19 protein-coding genes are annotated in these 17,547 nt (G+C 58.6%); all 19 read left to right on the plus strand.

The genetic code is table 11. From position 1 onward, the window contains the following. Positions 1-2 precede the first annotated feature (2 nt). Positions 3-1,310 carry a chemotaxis protein MotC gene (motC, locus tag ATY79_RS23095; RefSeq protein WP_088704998.1) on the plus strand — a complete coding sequence of 436 codons (1,308 nt, stop codon included), beginning with the start codon at positions 3-5 and terminating at the stop codon, positions 1,308-1,310. Between the two features lies 1 nt (position 1,311). After that, a complete protein-coding gene (locus tag ATY79_RS23100) occupies positions 1,312-2,724 on the plus strand; it encodes a flagellar hook-length control protein FliK (protein WP_088704999.1) in 1,413 nt (470 codons plus the stop codon). Further along, positions 2,666-3,229: a transglycosylase SLT domain-containing protein gene (locus ATY79_RS23105; protein ID WP_088705000.1), complete on the plus strand. Its 564-nt coding sequence runs from the start codon at positions 2,666-2,668 to the stop codon at positions 3,227-3,229. The genes ATY79_RS23100 and ATY79_RS23105 overlap by 59 nt, the downstream gene beginning before the upstream one ends. 283 nt (positions 3,230-3,512) lie before the next feature. Then, complete coding sequence (locus ATY79_RS23110) at positions 3,513-4,184, plus strand: winged helix-turn-helix domain-containing protein (protein ID WP_088691394.1); 672 nt, start codon at positions 3,513-3,515, stop codon at positions 4,182-4,184. A 128-nt stretch (positions 4,185-4,312) separates the two neighbouring features. Then, the gene (locus tag ATY79_RS23115) at positions 4,313-5,605 is read left to right on the plus strand and encodes a flagellar hook protein FlgE (protein ID WP_088691395.1); all 1,293 of its coding nucleotides are present in this window, start codon (positions 4,313-4,315) and stop codon (positions 5,603-5,605) included. Positions 5,606-5,623: 18 nt separating this feature from the next. Beyond that, the gene (gene flgK, locus ATY79_RS23120) at positions 5,624-7,105 is read left to right on the plus strand and encodes a flagellar hook-associated protein FlgK (RefSeq protein ID WP_088691396.1); all 1,482 of its coding nucleotides are present in this window, start codon (positions 5,624-5,626) and stop codon (positions 7,103-7,105) included. Between the two features lie 3 nt (positions 7,106-7,108). Beyond that, positions 7,109-8,155 carry a flagellar hook-associated family protein gene (locus ATY79_RS23125; RefSeq protein WP_088691397.1) on the plus strand — a complete coding sequence of 349 codons (1,047 nt, stop codon included), beginning with the start codon at positions 7,109-7,111 and terminating at the stop codon, positions 8,153-8,155. Positions 8,156-8,191: 36 nt separating this feature from the next. Then, entirely contained in the window at positions 8,192-8,539 is a 348-nt protein-coding gene (gene flaF / locus ATY79_RS23130; protein ID WP_088691398.1) for a flagellar biosynthesis regulator FlaF, read from the plus strand. Beyond that, entirely contained in the window at positions 8,536-8,985 is a 450-nt protein-coding gene (gene flbT, locus ATY79_RS23135) for a flagellar biosynthesis repressor FlbT (protein WP_088691399.1), read from the plus strand. The genes flaF and flbT overlap by 4 nt, the downstream gene beginning before the upstream one ends. After that, the gene (gene flgD, locus ATY79_RS23140; protein WP_088691400.1) at positions 8,976-9,410 is read left to right on the plus strand and encodes a flagellar hook assembly protein FlgD; all 435 of its coding nucleotides are present in this window, start codon (positions 8,976-8,978) and stop codon (positions 9,408-9,410) included. Before flbT ends, flgD begins: the two co-directional genes overlap by 10 nt. A gap of 61 nt (positions 9,411-9,471) precedes the next feature. Further along, entirely contained in the window at positions 9,472-9,738 is a 267-nt protein-coding gene (gene fliQ, locus ATY79_RS23145; RefSeq protein ID WP_018856808.1) for a flagellar biosynthesis protein FliQ, read from the plus strand. An 88-nt stretch (positions 9,739-9,826) separates the two neighbouring features. Beyond that, positions 9,827-11,914: a flagellar biosynthesis protein FlhA gene (gene flhA, locus ATY79_RS23150; protein ID WP_088705001.1), complete on the plus strand. Its 2,088-nt coding sequence runs from the start codon at positions 9,827-9,829 to the stop codon at positions 11,912-11,914. After that, positions 11,911-12,663, plus strand: coding sequence for a flagellar biosynthetic protein FliR (fliR, locus tag ATY79_RS23155; protein ID WP_088705002.1), 753 nt, complete (start codon positions 11,911-11,913; stop codon positions 12,661-12,663). The genes flhA and fliR overlap by 4 nt, the downstream gene beginning before the upstream one ends. A 4-nt stretch (positions 12,664-12,667) precedes the next feature. Then, the gene (locus ATY79_RS23160) at positions 12,668-13,081 is read left to right on the plus strand and encodes a hypothetical protein (RefSeq protein ID WP_088691403.1); all 414 of its coding nucleotides are present in this window, start codon (positions 12,668-12,670) and stop codon (positions 13,079-13,081) included. 31 nt (positions 13,082-13,112) lie between these two features. Next, positions 13,113-13,679 (plus strand): rod-binding protein, encoded by a 567-nt coding sequence (locus ATY79_RS23165; RefSeq protein WP_088691404.1) that lies wholly within the window; start codon positions 13,113-13,115, stop codon positions 13,677-13,679. Between the two features lie 17 nt (positions 13,680-13,696). After that, a complete protein-coding gene (locus ATY79_RS23170) occupies positions 13,697-14,062 on the plus strand; it encodes a hypothetical protein (protein WP_088691405.1) in 366 nt (121 codons plus the stop codon). Beyond that, positions 14,062-14,595 (plus strand): hypothetical protein, encoded by a 534-nt coding sequence (locus ATY79_RS23175; RefSeq protein WP_088691406.1) that lies wholly within the window; start codon positions 14,062-14,064, stop codon positions 14,593-14,595. The genes ATY79_RS23170 and ATY79_RS23175 overlap by 1 nt, the downstream gene beginning before the upstream one ends. Positions 14,596-14,884: 289 nt before the next feature. Beyond that, complete coding sequence (locus ATY79_RS23180; protein ID WP_088705003.1) at positions 14,885-15,655, plus strand: WecB/TagA/CpsF family glycosyltransferase; 771 nt, start codon at positions 14,885-14,887, stop codon at positions 15,653-15,655. Between the two features lie 99 nt (positions 15,656-15,754). Continuing rightward, positions 15,755-17,473, plus strand: coding sequence for a succinoglycan biosynthesis protein (locus ATY79_RS23185; protein ID WP_088705004.1), 1,719 nt, complete (start codon positions 15,755-15,757; stop codon positions 17,471-17,473). Positions 17,474-17,547: the final 74 nt, after the last annotated feature.

Below are 17,547 nucleotides of genomic sequence, written 5' to 3' on the forward strand. Positions count from 1 at the left end.
CCATGGTCCGTCACCACCGTCATCTTCTGCTTCTGATTCTCAGCCTCGCGGTAAGTTCTACTGCTGTCGCACAGGCGGAAGATCAAGAGGACATTGCGCCTTACAAGATGCTGCGGTCACTGCAGTTCGTGCAGGATGCCGTCGTGCTTGGCGATCACTCCGCCGCCGAGATGCAGCGCTTTATGCTCGGTACGATCGATCAGCGTCTGCGTACCATCGATCCGGCGGTTTTTGACGACGCCAGAAACGTAGACGCGGCGCTGATCTATGCGATGAGTGGCGGTAATCCCGAGACGCTCGAATATCTTGTCGCCCGCGATGTGAACGGTCACTTCGACAATCGCGTCAGTGATGTGTTGCGGAAGTATCTGAGCGGCAAGGGCTTGCTTGTCGCCAAGAGCCTTGTCGAGACCGCAAACGAGTACAAGGACAAGAAAATCGGTCCTTATCTTGCGCTGGTCGGCGGCAATGTCACCATCGCGAAGAGCCCGATGGAAGCGTTGAAGCTGTATGATCAAGCGCGCCTCAATGCGCCGGGCACGATCATCGAGGAGGCGGCGCTACGCCGCTCCGTATCGATCTGCGTCGAAGCCCGGATGGTGGACAAGGGGCTCGCTTATTCGCAGCGCTATGTGCGCCGCTTCCTGCATTCGCCTTATGCCAGCCAGTTCGCGGATCTTTTCGTCAAGCTGCTGGTCAATCATGATCATGAGGTAAAGCCCGACGACGTTGTTGATATCCTCTCCTTCATGGACGAGGCGAGGCAGCGTGAGGTCTATCTACGCATCGCCCGTGCGGCCGCCATCGCCGGCAAGGGTGATCTCGCGCGGATGGCTGCGGCGCGCGCACAGACGCTTGCGGGCGACTCAGACAACGCCTTTGGCGCGCTTGCGGATTTCTACGGCGGAATGGCGGCGATCTCGACGGACAAAATTGATACGGCCGCAAAAAACATCGCATCCATCCCCGACCAGGAACTGTCGCCACGCGATCAGGCTCTCAGGGCGGCAGCGAAAGCCATTGCAGAACAAGTGCTTCGCCCGCCCGACCCGGCAAGCTTGACGCAAGCGACGGCCCCTAAATCTCATAGTCAAGAAATTACTTCTGAACAGGCAGCGGCCTCACCAGAGGCGGAGCAGGGAGAGATACCAAATCCCACTCCAGGTCCTGTTGCCGGAGACGCGGCTGCAACGCCGCCATCCAATGTTGGGGGACAGCAGGACGCCGACCCGTCATTCAGCGCATTCGTGACGTCAAGCCGATCGCAGCTTGATGAGATCGACGGCCTCTTGAACAAAGAAAGTAATTGAGATGATGGACATCAGCGTTTCGGGGGGAGCGTCTGGAGCAGGGGCTGCCTCCGCGGTTGGCACTGCCCGTCAGACGGGCAGCGGCGGCGATACGGATGCAGGCGGGTTCTTCGATGTGCTGAACAAGACCAGCGGCAACTCGGCCGAGCAGCCCACGGCCGGGCAGCGCGCTGGTGACGGCAGCGCTTCCACCACGTCACCTCACGCGCGTACGAAGTCATTGATCGATCTCGGCAGCGCCTCCTTGGCCGCGCAGACGGAGATGAAAGAAAAGACGGCTGGGTCGGCCGACAAGGAGACCAAAAAGGCGGAGCGCGACCCGAAGGCCAAGGGCAAGCAGGCTGATGCCGCCGACTCGCAGGATCTTGCCGATAAGCTGGACGATGAAGCGACGGCACATTCGGCCAAGGTCACCAAGCCGGCCAAGGCCGAAGGCGCCGAGGCGACCGAGGTCAAGAAGGGCGCGGAAGGCGATGACACCCTCTCGGACGTGCTGAGCCTATTGAAACAAGCGCCGACTGACGGATCTGCGGCGGCAGCGTTCGCTGCAATGGCCGCCACGAGCCAACAGACTGATGGCAAGGTATCGACCGATCCGAAAGAAAAGTCCGCCGCCAGTATCAAACCCAAGGACGAAACGTCTGCTGACGCGACTCTCGCCGGCATTGATACGGCCGCCGACACTCAGGTGCCCGGCACAGAGGTCGCCGGCGATATTGACCCGACGACATTCCGACTGAGCCGCGCCGACGGCAGCGGTCAGTCCATGGACATGCACGTTGGCATTGACAAGGATGCCGTCGAGTCCGGCGGCAAGGTCAACATCGAAAGCGTCTCGGTTATGGATTCGCGCCGCTACATCGGCCTCGTGCAGAACACCAATTCTGCCGCGGTGACGGCCGCGATTTCAGGTGATCCGGAGTGGGCCAACGCCATGCAGCCGACATCTGCCCTGTCGAATGCGGCAGAGTGGACCAGCACCGGCAAGGTGGTGAATACGCTCAAGATCCAGATGAACCCGATCGACCTTGGCCTGGTCACCGCCACAATGCGACTGCAGGGCGACGCATTGAACGTCGACCTGAAGGTCGAGACAGGAGCGGCCTATCGCCAGCTCAAGGAAGATCACGGCAAGATCATCGAGGCGTTGCGCAGCCAGGGCTACGCGATCGACAACGTGACGATCAGCATGGCGCCCGTCGACCGTTCGGACGCCAGCAATCAGACGGGTGCGCAGGGCCAACAGCAAGGCCAGGCCTTTGCTCAGCAGGGTCAAGGCGGCGAGGCGCGAGAACGCCAAAATCAATCAGGGCAGCGAACTGGCGGAGGCTTCAATGGCTCGGGCGAAAGCGGTGTTGAAAGCGCTTCTTCTAGCGCCGCTGGCGGCGGCCGCACTGGCGACGTCTACCTCTAGCGCGCAGGCCTCCAACAGCGCCTGTGAGCAGGAGATCCAGGCGGCGGCACTGAAGTACGGTATCCCCGAGGGCATTCTCTATTCGGTTGGCCTGACTGAAACCGGACGCAAGGGATCGCTCTATCCCTACGCGCTGAACATCGAAGGAAAGGCCTTCTTTCCGCCCTCCGAGCAGGACGCTCTAAGGCAGATTGATGTTGCGCGCAGGTCAGGCGCGAAGCTCATCGACATCGGCTGCATGCAGATCAACCAGTACTACCATGGTGAGAATTTCCGGTCGGCGGAGGAGATGTTCGACCCCCGCCGCAATGTGGAATACGCGGCGCGGTTCCTGCGCAATCTCCATGACCGTCACGAAACATGGACGATGGCGGTCGCCCGCTATCACGCCGGACCCAACAACGACCCGGCCCAGAAGCAGTATGTCTGCCGGGTCATCGCCAATCTGGTCGCCACCGGCTACGGCAAATGGACTCGCAATGCGAGCAACTTCTGCCTGAATTGATTCAATCAAAACTGGTAGAAAATAGAACAAAGCAGAAATGTGTCATATTGTGGCGAGAATCTGTCTCAATGTGGCAAGGCAAGTCACATTTTGGCCCCTGTTAACTTTTCCACGAAATATTTGTGTGCATAGTTTTGAGGAGCCACTACATCTAGATCAAATCGCGCCTCAATTATTAATCAACTATTAATTTCTGCCAGTGAGTTCCTACAGCTTGTCCCAGAATCGCGCGATTCGTACCCATAGAGCATCGAGGTACCACAAGTGATTCGGAGGCGGACGAATGATCGTAGTGGTTGATGAGCGTGAGCTCGTGAAAGATGGTTACACTTCACTTTTCGGGCGGGAAGGCATTCCTTCCACGGGGTTTGATCCAAATGAATTCGGTGAATGGGTTCAGACGGCGGCCGATTCCGATATTGCGGCTGTCGAGGCATTTCTGATCGGGCAGGGGCAGCAGAATTTCGAGCTGCCGCGCGCAATTCGCGACCGGACCATGGCGCCGGTTATCGCGGTCAGTGACCAGCCGTCGCTCGAAAACACGCTTGCACTTTTTGATTGCGGCGTCGACGACGTCGTACGCAAGCCGGTTCACCCGCGCGAAATCCTGGCGCGAGCCGCCGCCATCCGGCGTCGATTGAAAGCGATTTCCAGCCACACCGACATTGGCGCGATCCGCGTGTTCTCTGATGGTCGTGATCCGGAAATTCACGGCGAAGTCTTCGCGCTTCCACGTCGCGAGCGCCGTATCCTCGAGTATTTGATCGCAAACCGCGGACGCCGTGTCACCAAGACGCAGATCTTCAACGCGATCTACGGGATCTTCGACGAGGAAGTCGAAGAAAACGTCGTTGAGAGCCACATTTCCAAGCTGCGTAAGAAGCTCCGGAAGAAGCTCGGTTTCGATCCGGTCGATTCGAAGCGCTTCCTCGGCTACTGCATTGATTGGAACTGATTTTTTCAGACCGGGCCGCGTTGCCTGGATCTAGTCGATCATTCTCTCGGCGATGGTTCAGCCCCAGACAGCTTCACGCAAGGCCCGCCAAATACTCTCAAGCCTACTAAGGGAATCGAGGTTTTCAGATGAGCATTTTTGGCAGCATGAAGACGGCCGTGTCCGGCATGAACGCCCAGGCCAACCGCCTCAGCACCGTCTCCGACAACATCGCGAACGCAAACACGACGGGCTACAAGGCTGTTTCGACCGCCTTCTCGTCGCTGGTGCTGCCGTCGACCTCGGGCAATTACAATTCGGGCGGCGTCCAGACGTCCGTTCGTCAGTCCGTTTCCGAGCAGGGCGATATATCCTACACCACGTCGAGCTACGATCTGGCGATCTCGGGCGACGGCTTCTTCATCGTTCAGAGCCCGGATGGCACTCCGGTTCTGACCCGCGCAGGCGACTTCACCAAGGATGACGAGGGTAATCTGGTCAATTCCGCCGGCTACACTCTGATGGGCTATTCCTATGACGCCGGCGCGCCGGCTGTCGTCGTCAACGGCTTCTCCGGCCTTGTGCCGATCAATGTCATGCAATCCGGTCTGACGGCAATCGCGTCGACGACCGGCACATTCTCGGGCAACCTGAACTCGAACGCGAATGTCGCAACAACCGGCCTGCCGAGTTCCAACCCGGCGTCGGTCACCAGCGATACCAAGCAGATGTCGATGGTCGGCTACGACAAGCTCGGCAACACCGTTCAGTATGACTTCTACTTCACCAAGACAGCAGGCGCGACGCCCACAACCTCCGGGACATGGGAGGTCGCAGTGTTCCGCCACGCCGATGCGGCAACAGGTGGAACGTCATCATTTCCGTACACTCCGGCAGCGTCGGCTCTCGTCGGCTCGACGAATTTGACCTACGACCTAAACGGCAAGCTAGATACGACGACAACGCCCGGTGCGCTGACGATCACCGATCCGGTGACGGGCGGCTCGATCGCGATGGACCTCAGCGGCTTCACGCAGCTGGCCTCTGGCTTCTCCGGCACAGGTACCCCGAACGGCCAGGCAGCAAGCCCGGTCAAGAGTGTCACGATCGACAAGGACGGCACGGTCTACGCAAAGTATTCCGACGGCACTTCCAAGCCGGTTTATCGTGTTCCCCTGGCCACCGTTGCCAGCCCCGACAACATGACCTTGATGAGCGGCAACGTCTACAGTGCCAACGGGCAGTCCGGTGTTACGGTCACGGGCTTTCCGCAGACGAACGGCTTCGGCTCGATCCAGTCGGGCGCATTGGAAAGTTCGAACGTCGACCTCGCCGGCGAACTGACCGAGATGATCGAGTCGCAGCGCAGCTACACCGCCAATTCCAAGGTCTTCCAGACGGGGTCCGACATCATGGACGTCCTCGTTAACCTCAAGAGATAAGTAGGGTTCGGATAAGCCATGTCGCTCACTTCCGCACTGAATTCCGCGCAGAGCATATTCAATAATACCGGCATTCAGAGCAGTGTCGTATCGAACAATATCTCGAATTCGAGTAACAGCGATTACGTGCGCCGGCAGGCGATGATCACGACGTCGCTGAATGGTGCGCAGGTTGTGAAAATCAGCCGCGCGCAGGAAGACGCGCTGTTGCGTCAATGGCTAAAGTCGAGTGCGCAGGACAGCGGCCAGCAAACTCTGCTCAGTGGCCTCACCGATCTCAAGTCGATCATGGGTGGCAACGACTACGAAACGTCGCCGGCGAATTACCTGGCGACATTTCGAGAAAAGTTGCAGGCATTTAGCACGTCGCCGAGCAGCACCATTGCTGCCCAGAGCGCGGTCACGGCAGCGCAGGACGTCGCCACTTCCCTCAACAATGCAACGAATTCCGTGCAGGCTGTCCGTCAGGGAGCCGACAAGGAAATCGCCACACAGGTCTCGACGCTCAACACACTGCTCTCGCAATTCAAGACGGCAAACGACGCCGTCAAGAGCGCCACCGCGACTGGCGGCAATCCGGCGGATGCTCTGGATGAACGCGACAAGCTGCTGAAGCAGATTTCCTCCATCGTTGGTGTGAATGCTGTCGATCGCGATAACGGCGACATGGCGCTCTATACCACCGACGGAACCGTCGTTTTCGATACGATCCCGCGTACCGTCACCTTCGTTGCGCAGGACACCTACACCGCACAGACGCAAGGCAATGGCGTCTACATCGATGGCGTGCTGCTCGCCAAGGCGCAGGGCTCGACGACAACTGCGCAGGGGAGCTTGCAAGCGCTCCTGCAGGTACGCGACGACATTGCGCCGAAGTTCCAGTCGCAACTCGATGAAATTGCAAAGTCGCTCGTCACCATGTTCTCGGAAACTGACGGCACCACGACCCAGCCGGGTCTGTTCGTCTGGAAGACGGCGACTGGTGCCACAGGCGGAACGCCGACGACGACGGGCGTCATCGCCGGCATCGCCGGCACCATCAGCGTAAACATCAATGTTCAAACCGGTGCGTTCAACGCTGCTACGGGTACCTACGGCGATCCGATGAGGTTGCGCGATGGGTCGATCTCCGGTCTCACCAACCTCAACACAACCAACAGCAGCGGGTTCTCCGACAATCTCGACGCTCTCTACACGGCGATGGGCACGGCACGGACCTTCTCGTCGGATGCCGGTCTCTCGTCCGATGTCAATATCATGGACTACGCCTCGAATTCGATCGGCTGGCTCGAGCAGTATCGAAGCGATGCGACGACAGCCTCCGAGAACACGTCAGCGGCGCTCTCGCGTTCGACGGAAGCTTATTCGAACGAGACCGGTGTTAATCTCGACGAGGAATTGACGCTGCTTCTCGATATCGAGCAGTCCTACAAGGCGGCCACGAAGATCCTCAACGCTGTCGACGAAATGTTGAAATCATTGCTGGACATAGCGAGTTAAGCCATGAAAAGTTCATTTATTTCTAGCTCAGCCATCCAGAACGCAATGCGATTGACGATCCGCCAGTCGCAGAAGCAATTGGTCAGCTCGTCTCTCGAAGCAACGACAGGCGTTTATGCCGATATCGGCGCCTCCATCGGCTCGGGCGCAGCCAAGAGCGTGAATTTCACGTCCGAAATCAGCCGCATCGCCGCCTTGAAGGGGAGTAATTCCGTCGTTTCGGCTCGCCTTGAGGCTTCGCAGCTCGGCCTCGACAGCATGAAGACGGCAGGCGACGGACTGGTCTCCAAGCTGACCGCGCTTCAAGGTAGTCAGGATCAGACCAGCATTACGGTCGCGACACAGTCGGCGACTGATGCGCTGTCGCAGTTGATGGATACGGGCAACTCGATGCTCAACGGCGAGTACCTGTTCTCCGGTATTAACACCGACGTTCAGCCGCTGAAGGACCAATCGGCCACAGTGACCGCCAATATCACGGCGGCGCTCGGCACCTACGCGAGCGGACTTGGCAAGACGGTGGGCGAGCTCACCGGTTCCGAGATGGAAACCTTCATTACCGGCACAGTCGAGCCGATGTTTTCGGAGGCAAGCTGGACCGATCCGACCACCGGTTGGTCGAGCGCTTCTAGCCAGAATATGACGAGCCGCATCAGCAACTCGGAAGTCGTCACGTCCTCTACCAATTCCAATTCGGACGGCATGCGCTACTTCGCGCTGGCGTCGATCACGGTTTCGGCGCTGGCAGGCCAGGGTCTCAGCGCAGACGCACTGGGCACGGTCACCAAGAAGGCGATCGGCTACGCCGCCCAGGCAACGACCGGCATCGTGACGCAGGCAAGCCAGCTCGGCCTTTCGCAGGAACGTGTCGAGAAAGCCAATGACGCACTCGATGCCCAGTCGAGCATCCTTCAGAACAAGCTCGTCGATCTCCAAGGCGTGGATACCTCGGAAGCATCGACGCTGGTCAATACCCTCCAGACGCAGCTGGAGACCGCTTATACGATCGTATCGAAAATTCAGCAGTTGAGTCTCGTGAACTACCTTTGATGATCAAGGGTACGAAAGACAAAGAAGGATGCATGAATGTATCAGTTCTCCTACTCCGAGATCATGGAGGACTCGGTGGCCGATGCGAAGGAGCGGGAGCGTCAGGTTCTCGACCGGTCCATCGACCTGCTGTCGATTGCACGGGACAAAGAGAAATACAGCCGGGAAGCCATCGATGCATTGTTCTACACCCGGCGTGTTTGGGTGAGCTTCATCGAGGATCTCAAGCATCCGGACAACCAGCTTGAAATCCAGTTGCGGGCCAACCTCATTTCGATCGCGATCTGGATCTTGAAGGAATGCGATCGGATCAGGCGCCGGCAATCGACGAACTACCAAGGCATTATCGACGTTACCACCATCATCAGGGATGGACTAAAATGAAAAGCACACTTCGCATCTCGCTAAAAGCCGGGGAAAAGATCTTCATTAACGGTGCGGTCCTGCGCGTCGATCGCAAGGTCGCGCTGGAATTCCTGAATGATGTAACATTCCTTCTCGAAAACCATGTCCTCCAGCCGGAAGACGCGACGACGCCTCTGCGCCAGCTCTACTTCATCGCGCAGATGATCCTGATTAATCCTGAGGGCAAAGAACAATCGACGGCGATGTTCCGCAAGTCGATCACGATGTTGCTCACCTGCTTCAAGAACGAGGAAGTCCTCGCGGAGCTGAAGCGCATTGATGGCCTTGTCTCGACCGGACGCGCATTCGACGCGCTGAAGGCGATCCGTGGTCTCTACCCGATCGAAGACAGCATTCTCAACAACCACGAAATGCCGCCGACGATGGTCGAGCACATTCGTAAGGAGATCGCACCATGGCGGTAAGCAGCGTTTCAAGCACGTCGAGCACTTCGTCATCGTCGAGCACCTCGAGCGCACAGCAGAAGGCGACGCTCAACTACGACAACTTCCTGCAGCTCCTCATCGCGCAGATGAAGAATCAGGATCCGACGGATCCGGTCGATGCCAGCGAGCAGATGTCGCAGCTGGCGAGCTTCTCTCAGGTGGAGCAGACGATCCAGACGAACACCAAGCTGGACAGCCTGCTGGCAAGCTCGAGCCTGACGCAGGGCAGCAGCTACATCGGAAAATACATGACCAGCGCCGACGGCACCGTCAAAGGCACGGTTGCTTCGGTCAAGGTCTATTCCGACGGCATCATTGCGACAACGACGGATGGCGGTAATATTCTCGTGCAGGCGGGAATCACCCTGTCTGAGACTGCCCCGACGACGTCGTCGTCGAGCTAAGCGCAATTTTGAGGCGGTTCGGTTACGTCGGAAGGACCGCAAGGCGATATGAGGTTGCCTGATGAATGAAGCTGATGCACTTGACCTCTTCCAGGCCGCGATCTGGACCGTCCTTGTTTCCGCCGGCCCGGCGGTGGCGGCGGCCATGATCGTCGGTCTGATCATCGCGTTGTTCCAGGCGCTGACGCAGGTTCAGGAAGCAACGCTCACCTTCGTTCCGAAGATCGTGGCCGTCCTCGTCACCATCGGCATCTCGGCGCCGTTTGTGGGGTCGCAGATTTCGATTTTCACCAATCTGGTGTTTTCGCGCATTCAGTCGGGCTTCTGAGCCACCCTCGCGCAAGCTTCGCCATTTAGTTCTCGTTCCGAATTGGTGGGCATCATGCCCCCACCTCTCATGAAGAGACGGAATCGAAATGGCGCAACCTCCCGCACTCCCCCTTCCGAAAGCCGGACTTAGCGTACGTGATATCGGTTTTGCCATGGGCATCATCGTTATTATCTGCGTGCTCTTCCTGCCGATCCCGCCGTTCCTCATCGATATGGGACTGGCCTTCTCGATCGCCTTCTCGGTACTGATCCTGATGGTGGCGCTGTGGATCCAAAAGCCGCTCGACTTCTCGTCCTTCCCGACCATCCTTCTGATCGCGACGATGACGCGCTTGGCGCTGAACATCGCGACGACCCGTGTCATTCTCTCACACGGCAACGAGGGCCATGATGCCGCCGGCGGTGTCATCGCCGGCTTTGCAAGCCTTGTCATGTCAGGCGACTTCGTGATCGGTCTGATCGTCTTCCTGATCCTGATCACCATCAACTTCATCGTCATCACCAAGGGCGCGACGCGTATCGCGGAAGTCGGCGCGCGCTTCACCCTCGACGCTATCCCCGGCAAGCAGATGTCGATCGATGCCGACCTCTCGGCCGGCATCATTGATGAGAAGGAGGCCCAGCGCCGCCGCAAGGAGCTGGAGGAGGAAAGCTCCTTCTTCGGTGCCATGGACGGTGCATCGAAATTCGTTCGCGGCGACGCGATTGCCGGTTTGCTGATCACTTGCATCAATGTTTTCGGCGGCATCATCATCGGCTATTTCCGGCACGGTATGCCGATCGGCGAGGCAGCCGATGTCTTCGTCAAGCTCTCGGTCGGTGACGGCCTCGTCTCGCAGATGCCGGCGCTTATCGTTTCGCTCGCCGCCGGCCTTCTCGTCTCGCGCGGCGGCACTGTCGGTTCCACCGAACAGGCGGTCGTCAACCAGCTGAGCGGCTATCCGCGTGCGCTTTCCGTGTCCGCTGTTCTGATGGCGATCCTCGGCCTCATGCCGGGTCTACCGTTTGTCCCCTTCATGTTCCTTTCCGGTCTTCTGGCCTTCGGTGCCTGGTTCATTCCTCGTCAGGTCGAGGCCGAGAACAAGGCCCGGCGCGAGCAGGAAGAGAAGAAGGTCGTCCAGAGCAAGGAACTTGAAAAGGACTCCGTCAAGTCGGTGCTGCGCACATCGGAAATCGAACTCGCGCTCGGCAAGATGGTATCGACGCGTCTGCTTGGTGCCCACCAGGAGCTCGCCTTCCGCGTCGGCAAGATGCGCAAGAAGTTCGCGACGCAGTACGGTTTCGTTGTTCCGGAAATCAAGGTCACCGACGACATCGGTATTGCCGAGAAGTCCTACCAGATCCGAATCCACGGCACGACGGTAGCTTCCAACATGCTGCGCGTCGGTGAAGTTCTTGTCGTCACCGGCTCCGGCCGCAAGCCGAGCATTCCGGGCGACGAGATTCGCGAACCAGCCTTCGGCATGCCGGCGGTTTCGATTCTTGAGGCTTTCACCGAGGACCTGAAGCGCGAAGGTTTCCAGCCGATCGACAACGTTTCTGTCGTGCTGACGCATATGAGCGAAGTGATCCGCAACAATCTGCCGGCGCTCCTGTCCTACAAGGACGTGAAGATCCTGATCGACAGGCTCGATCCGGAATACAAGAAGCTGGCCGACGAGATCTGCTCGTCGCATATGTCCTATTCCGGCTTGCAGGCGGTGCTGAAACTGCTCCTTGCCGAGCGCGTGTCCATCCGCAACCTGCATCTCATCCTGGAAGCCGTCGCCGAACTCGCGCCGCATGTCCGCAAGACCGAGCAGATTGTCGAGCACGTCCGCGTTCGTATGGCGCAGCAGCTATGCGGGGACCTTGCCGACAACGGCGTGCTCCGCGTGCTGCGACTCGGCAGCAAGTGGGACCTCGCTTTCCATCAGGCCCTGAAGCGCGACAACAAGGGCGAGATCATCGAATTCGACATCGACCCGCGCATGCTGGAGGAGTTCAGCGAGCAGGCGACGAAAGTTATCCGTGAATTCATGGATCGCGGCCTGCCGTTCGCCCTTGTCACCTCGCCGGAAACACGATCCTATGTGCGGATGATCATCGAACGATTGTTCGCAACGCTCCCGGTTCTGTCGCATGTCGAGCTGTCCAAGGGCATCGAGATAAAGATTCTGGGCTCGATTTCATGATAACTGACCCGCAAGGGACCGTTCTGGCGCTGTTCCTGATTTTCTGCAGGATCGGCGGCTGCGTCCTGGCGATGCCCGGCTTTTCGTCTGCCAGGGTACCGGCGCAATTGCGAATTTTTATTGCTGCTGCCCTGTCGCTGGCGATCCTGCCTGTGCTTTGGGACACTGTCTATCCGATCGTCCACACATCGAATGCCACCTACATCGGTTACATCTTCAGCGAAGCGCTGATTGGCGTCATGTACGGCATGCTTGCGCGCGTCTACACGCTCGGCCTGCAGTTCGCGGCCAGCGTGATTGCGATGATGGTTGGATACACCCAGCCGGCTGCGGCGGATGTCTTCGAGGACTCGCCGGAAAGCAGCCTTTCAGGTTTCATCACCTTTGCCGGGATGATGATCCTGTTCATGATGGACTTTCATCACATCGTATTCAGGGCGCTGGTCGATTCCTACACGTCGATGCCCTTCGGCGGTATCATGCAGATGCGCAGCACGCTGATCTCGTTCACCGACACGCTCTCATCGACGTTCATGATCATGCTGCGGCTCTCGAGCCCGTTCCTGATCTACGGCCTGATGTTCAACATCGCCATCGGCTTCATCAACAAGCTCGCGCCGCAGATTCCGGTGTATTTCATATCGACGCCTTACCTGCTTCTCGGCGGCCTTTTCCTTTTCTACTTCTCCGTGGCGGCGCTGGTCAGCCAGTTCGGCCAATCCTTCGCCAGCGTCTTCATCGGCAGGTAGCGACATGGCGGACAAGACACGCTCCCAGAAACTGAAACGCCTCGTGGCAGTTCAACGTCATCTGGAGCAGATGGCCGAATTCGACCTTGCCGAAACGAGCCGTCAGCGCGCGGAGGTCAACGAACAGATGGACAGCGTCATTCTGGCGCTTGGCTCGATGGACCCGGTCCATCATGCCTTTTCGCAGAGCTATGCAGATCGCTTCAACCGGCTCGGCATCAAGGACAAGCAACTGACCGGCATGCAGCAGATCCACGAAATGCGCGTCATGCAGGAGCGCGCGAAGGGCGATCGGCTGGAGGACGGCATGCGCGAGGCGCTGGAGTCCGAGCGCCGTGAAGCCGACGACAACGCAGTCTATGATCTCATCGATCAAAAGTTCGGTACGCCAGCCTCCAGCAAGCTTCAAAAATCATAATCGTCGCAATCTTAAACAAGAGGATTGTGACTTGGCTATTTCACCTCCGAGTGATCTGGTCCTGGATGTTGTCAAAGCTGCCGACCCTCTCGAGGTTCAGGCAGCCCAGGAAAAATTGAAAGCAAACCAGGCGGCGTTTGCGGCAAACAGTCTTGCCGAAGCCGGCAAGGGCTTCACGTCGGCCGTCGATATTCTCGATCGTGCCGTCGGCAAGACCGGTTTGAGCGACAGCAAGAATCGCAGCAGCAAGACGGAGCAGGTGCCCGAAACCTACCGTAAGTTCGAGGCGATGGTTCTTCAGAACTTCATCAAGAACATGCTGCCGAGTGATAGCGAGGAAGTGTACGGCAAGGGTGCCACCGGTGACATCTGGAAAGGCATGATGGCCGAACAGCTCGGCAACGAGATTTCGAAGGGCAACGGCATCGGCATTGCCAAGCAGCTCTATCAGGATGCGCTGAAGAAGCAGGAAGGCAAGGTCGCCAACGCTTCCACCGATCAGGATGATCGCAACATGGCGATGAGCATGATCGACGAATTCCAGCGCAAGACCTTCGGTACAACAACTGCGGACAACAAGTCCGCCAATGACGCCTGAGAGAATCGAGGACAAAAATGGAAATAATCTCGAACGACTACCGTATCAAATCGGTTCTTGGACGCCTTGAAATGATCATCGACAACGAAAACACGCGTATCGGCAACGATCCACAGTTCGATCTCAAGGTGTCGAACACGCACAAGAGCCGTTGCCTCTATGAGCTTTCGATGCTCTTCCGCGATACCGATCCGAAGGAACTGGCCGCCGCTCACCTCGAGCAGTTGCATGGGCTGAAGAAGAAGCTCGTTCTGAATGCACGGCGCGTCGAAGCACATCTGGAAGCAGTCCGCACAGTTGCTGACCTCCTGAAGAATGCGGTCCAGGATGCGGATGCCGACGGCACCTATTCCCAAGAGCAATTCGTAGCACGTGACGCTTGATGATTAAGCTCGTTCTGACAGGCGTCTGGGTTTGCGCGATCACGCTGGCATCGGTCTATTTCTCGGTGCACATGGCCACGGCGCCCGCGCCGGCTCCCGATGATTCCAAGCAAAGCCAGCTCGAGCTTGTAAAGGGCGAGACGATCACCGTGCCGATCATTGCCGACGGCGTCGTCACCGGCTACTTCCTCGGCAAGGTGTCCTTCATGATGAACAAGGACGCGGTGAAGAACGTGTCCTTGCCTCTCACGGAAATGACGACCGACGAGCTCTTTACGCTGCTCGTCGGCAACAAGATGATCGACATCTCCAACATGAAAGCCTTCGATCCGAATGCGTTCCGGGAGATGATCAAGAAAGACATTAACCAGCATCTTGGCGGAGACTATATAGACCAGGTCATGCTGGAGCAGCTCGACTACCTTTCCAAGGAAGAGGTGAAGGCGAACGCCTCGGGGCAGCAGAAGAAGACCGCCAAGCCCGTCAACGTCGTGGCTCCGGCGCCGGTAACGGACAAGGCTGCAACGGAATAGGTCTGGTCATTGCCCGAAGCGGCGCCATCGGCGCCGTTTTTTTCGGCCGCAGATGGTTAATGATTCCTTCGGTTTCGGCGAGGAATTCAAGCAGTTTTTCTAACAGATAGTTGAAATCGCGCTGTTATAAATCCCCGCGATGGGCTGACAGTGCACCGCATTCCGATTCTCGGAATTCTCTCATGCGTTCCCAGGCAAACGTTATCGGCCGGTGCTGAATCGTCCGGTGCGGCGACGTGATCTGGTCCGGGATGCATGCAGCATGAAACACTATCGTCAGGAAGCCGGCATGAGCCTGATCGCGAATTTCGCGGTCCTGTCGTCGCGCCGCGCGATCTTCGACCTACCGGTTTGCGATCTTGGCTGGGATGACGCGCTGGTGTTCATCAATGAACTCCTGTCGATACCGGTCGGGCAGACGTCCGTCTCGTTCGTCACCGCGCGCAATATGCTGATGTCGCTGCGCGACGCAGAATACCGTGGCATTCTCACGCAGAATCTGTTGCTCCCTGATGGCCCGGGCCTCGATATCGCGTCGAAAGTGGCGCACGGATCGCCGTTCCCCGCCCGTTTGAAGGCCGCCGATCTCCTACCGGCGCTGTTGACATACATGGAGATGCCGCGGCGCATCGGCCTGATCGGCAATACGCCCGAGGCGGTCAGGACGACAGCCGCGACGTTCCGGCGGCATGCTCCGTGGCATGAATTCATCATCATTTCCGACAGCTTTTCCGAGGCGGCAGACAAATCGGCGATCATCAAAGACATCGATCAGCAAGGGCTCGATTTGTTGATTGTCGGAACGACCACCGCATCCGAGGAGAAATGGGTCCATCAGAACATCCGGGCGGATCATGCTCGGCTGGTACTTGCTGTTGGCGACCTGTTCGAAGTCGTGACAGATACGATCCGCCACACGCCGAAGCTTCTGCGGATGATCGGGCTCGACCGCGGCTACCGCGGGATGCTGCAGTACGCCGTCGGCTCCGCTGCCTTCTTGTATCAGGTGCTCCAATACGGCATAACGCGCCGCAAGCGGCTACTGCGTCGGTCAGCGTAGTTACGTCAGTTAACCATTTCTTTGCTATGAACATTTAAGGTTGCTTAACCCTCCGCAAGTCGCGGGCGGCTCGACCGTTCATACGCATGAGATGTGGCGATGTACGACAGCAATCCGAGAAGCCAGGCCATTCTCCGGTCCCCGACAACACGGCGCGACCGTATCGCGATACCATCCGAAGCCGCCGTGATGCCGGCGGCGGAAGCCAAGCTGCTCGGCGTGATCGAGCGCGCGCTTGAGCAACAGCGTGCCAGCTGCGCCACTGGACCTGAAGTGCCAGCGCTGGTCAGTCGCATCGAAACAATCCTGGGCAAGAGGCTTGAGGCTGCAAACGATATCGAGGCCGCCATTGTCGAGACGCTCCCGGTTGCGCAGGTCCCCACCGGCCGTTCAAGGGAAGCAGCCGCAAATCTGAATGAGGCGCCATCCGCTATCTCCGAAAGAGCGCCGAAAATAAGGCGTTTGAGACCTCTCGCTACGATTGGTCTCATCTGCGCGCTGGGCGCAGCTACCGGTTGCCTGATCCCCACCGAGCCGGCGCGATATAGCGCGGAAGGGATGCTCACCGTCCAAGGCGCTGGTCAAGTCCGCGCCATGGCCACAAAAGCGGCCGAAAAGACGCTTTCGGCGTCTCACACGATCGCTGCGACCGTTGCGGCGTTGAAACTGGATCGAGATCCGGAGTTTTCCGGCGTCTCCTCCGACGCATTCTCGGTGGCCGTCGACCTGCTATCGACCGATGGCGCAGCGGTCGACCCTGTCTCGCGTGCCGAAGCATCGCTCATCTCCAAGATCCATACCACGACCGATTCCCACGCAGGCACGATCGATTTCAAGGTCACCACCGGCAGCGCGGAGAAATCCGCACGCATCGCGGGTTACCTCGCATCGGTCGTAACGGGTCCGGAAGCCGCAACCGGGGCCACCGAAGACGCGTCACTGAAAAAGGCGGACGATGCGGCCCAGCTCGAGCTCGCCTCCTTCACGCAGAAGAGCGGTGAAGGCAACGTCAAAGTCGCGACTGAGCTGCAACAACAGATTGGCAGCATTGACGCAGAGCTGAAGACGGCCGAGCAGCACATCATTACCGCGCAAGAGAAGGCGAGCAGGCTGAAGGTGGCCAAGGTCGCGGATGTTCTTGCCGGCACGCTTGATGCTGACCTCATGTCTCCGACACTCGTCGACCGCCGTGACAGATATGTCGCTGCACACCTGTCTCTGTCGCAGCTGTCTGCCAATCTCGGCCCTCGCCATCCGCGGCTGCAGGCGCAGCAGGCTGAGGTTGACGGCTTGAATGATGCGATTGGCGAGGACCTCGGCCGGATGCTGCGCGAAGCGAATGACGAGACGAAGTCAGCTACTTCAGACAAACGGCAGCTGAGTGATCGCCGCAATGCGCTTGTTGCCCAAAGCAAGGATACGGGTGTCGATCTGGCGAAGCTTACCGAGCTGCGCGACAAGGCAAGCGCGACGCGCTCGCGCCTGGAAGATGCGATCACCACAGGAGGCGTCGCGCCGGGTGGCAGTGTGCAACTGCAAAAGCCAATACAGACAATCGCCATGCCGACTGATCCGCGCTGGCTATCGCCACTGCTCGGCGTGCTTGCTGGCCTGGCATTTGGCTTGGCGGCCATCTCCTTCAAGGTGCGCTCCGCGCTTGCGGCGCCTGTAAAGAAGGAGCCGTCGCTGCGCACTCCCGCTCCGGCGCTGACGGTAGCCACGCCATCAGCGGCGGCACCAGTCGAGGTGCCGCAGGAAGTGGATATCATCCGTGCCGAGCTCGCCGCCATGCGCGACAGGTTGCGCACCGGTCGGTAGCCTCCTGACTTTGCTGCGACACGATTGTTCTTGCATTTGCCATTTTAGGCAGGATAGGGCGTGGACAGGCAAAT

The sequence above is a fragment of the Rhizobium sp. R693 genome, assembly GCF_002211315.1.
Taxonomy (GTDB): domain Bacteria; phylum Pseudomonadota; class Alphaproteobacteria; order Rhizobiales; family Rhizobiaceae; genus Rhizobium.

What these genes read in the sequence shown, in the direction of transcription:
- ATY79_RS23125 (WP_088691397.1), top strand. Translation starts at nt 7,109, where the DNA reads ATGAAAAGTTCATTTATTTCTAGCTCAGCCATCCAGAACGCAATGCGA.
- ATY79_RS23115 (WP_088691395.1), top strand. Translation starts at nt 4,313, where the DNA reads ATGAGCATTTTTGGCAGCATGAAGACGGCCGTGTCCGGCATGAACGCC.
- fliQ (WP_018856808.1), top strand. Translation starts at nt 9,472, where the DNA reads ATGAATGAAGCTGATGCACTTGACCTCTTCCAGGCCGCGATCTGGACC.
- flhA (WP_088705001.1), top strand. Translation starts at nt 9,827, where the DNA reads ATGGCGCAACCTCCCGCACTCCCCCTTCCGAAAGCCGGACTTAGCGTA.
- flgD (WP_088691400.1), top strand. Translation starts at nt 8,976, where the DNA reads ATGGCGGTAAGCAGCGTTTCAAGCACGTCGAGCACTTCGTCATCGTCG.
- ATY79_RS23110 (WP_088691394.1), top strand. Translation starts at nt 3,513, where the DNA reads ATGATCGTAGTGGTTGATGAGCGTGAGCTCGTGAAAGATGGTTACACT.
- flgK (WP_088691396.1), top strand. Translation starts at nt 5,624, where the DNA reads ATGTCGCTCACTTCCGCACTGAATTCCGCGCAGAGCATATTCAATAAT.
- ATY79_RS23180 (WP_088705003.1), top strand. Translation starts at nt 14,885, where the DNA reads ATGAGCCTGATCGCGAATTTCGCGGTCCTGTCGTCGCGCCGCGCGATC.
- ATY79_RS23160 (WP_088691403.1), top strand. Translation starts at nt 12,668, where the DNA reads ATGGCGGACAAGACACGCTCCCAGAAACTGAAACGCCTCGTGGCAGTT.
- ATY79_RS23185 (WP_088705004.1), top strand. Translation starts at nt 15,755, where the DNA reads ATGTACGACAGCAATCCGAGAAGCCAGGCCATTCTCCGGTCCCCGACA.
- ATY79_RS23100 (WP_088704999.1), top strand. Translation starts at nt 1,312, where the DNA reads ATGATGGACATCAGCGTTTCGGGGGGAGCGTCTGGAGCAGGGGCTGCC.
- motC (WP_088704998.1), top strand. Translation starts at nt 3, where the DNA reads ATGGTCCGTCACCACCGTCATCTTCTGCTTCTGATTCTCAGCCTCGCG.
- flaF (WP_088691398.1), top strand. Translation starts at nt 8,192, where the DNA reads ATGTATCAGTTCTCCTACTCCGAGATCATGGAGGACTCGGTGGCCGAT.
- ATY79_RS23170 (WP_088691405.1), top strand. Translation starts at nt 13,697, where the DNA reads ATGGAAATAATCTCGAACGACTACCGTATCAAATCGGTTCTTGGACGC.
- ATY79_RS23175 (WP_088691406.1), top strand. Translation starts at nt 14,062, where the DNA reads ATGATTAAGCTCGTTCTGACAGGCGTCTGGGTTTGCGCGATCACGCTG.
- fliR (WP_088705002.1), top strand. Translation starts at nt 11,911, where the DNA reads ATGATAACTGACCCGCAAGGGACCGTTCTGGCGCTGTTCCTGATTTTC.
- flbT (WP_088691399.1), top strand. Translation starts at nt 8,536, where the DNA reads ATGAAAAGCACACTTCGCATCTCGCTAAAAGCCGGGGAAAAGATCTTC.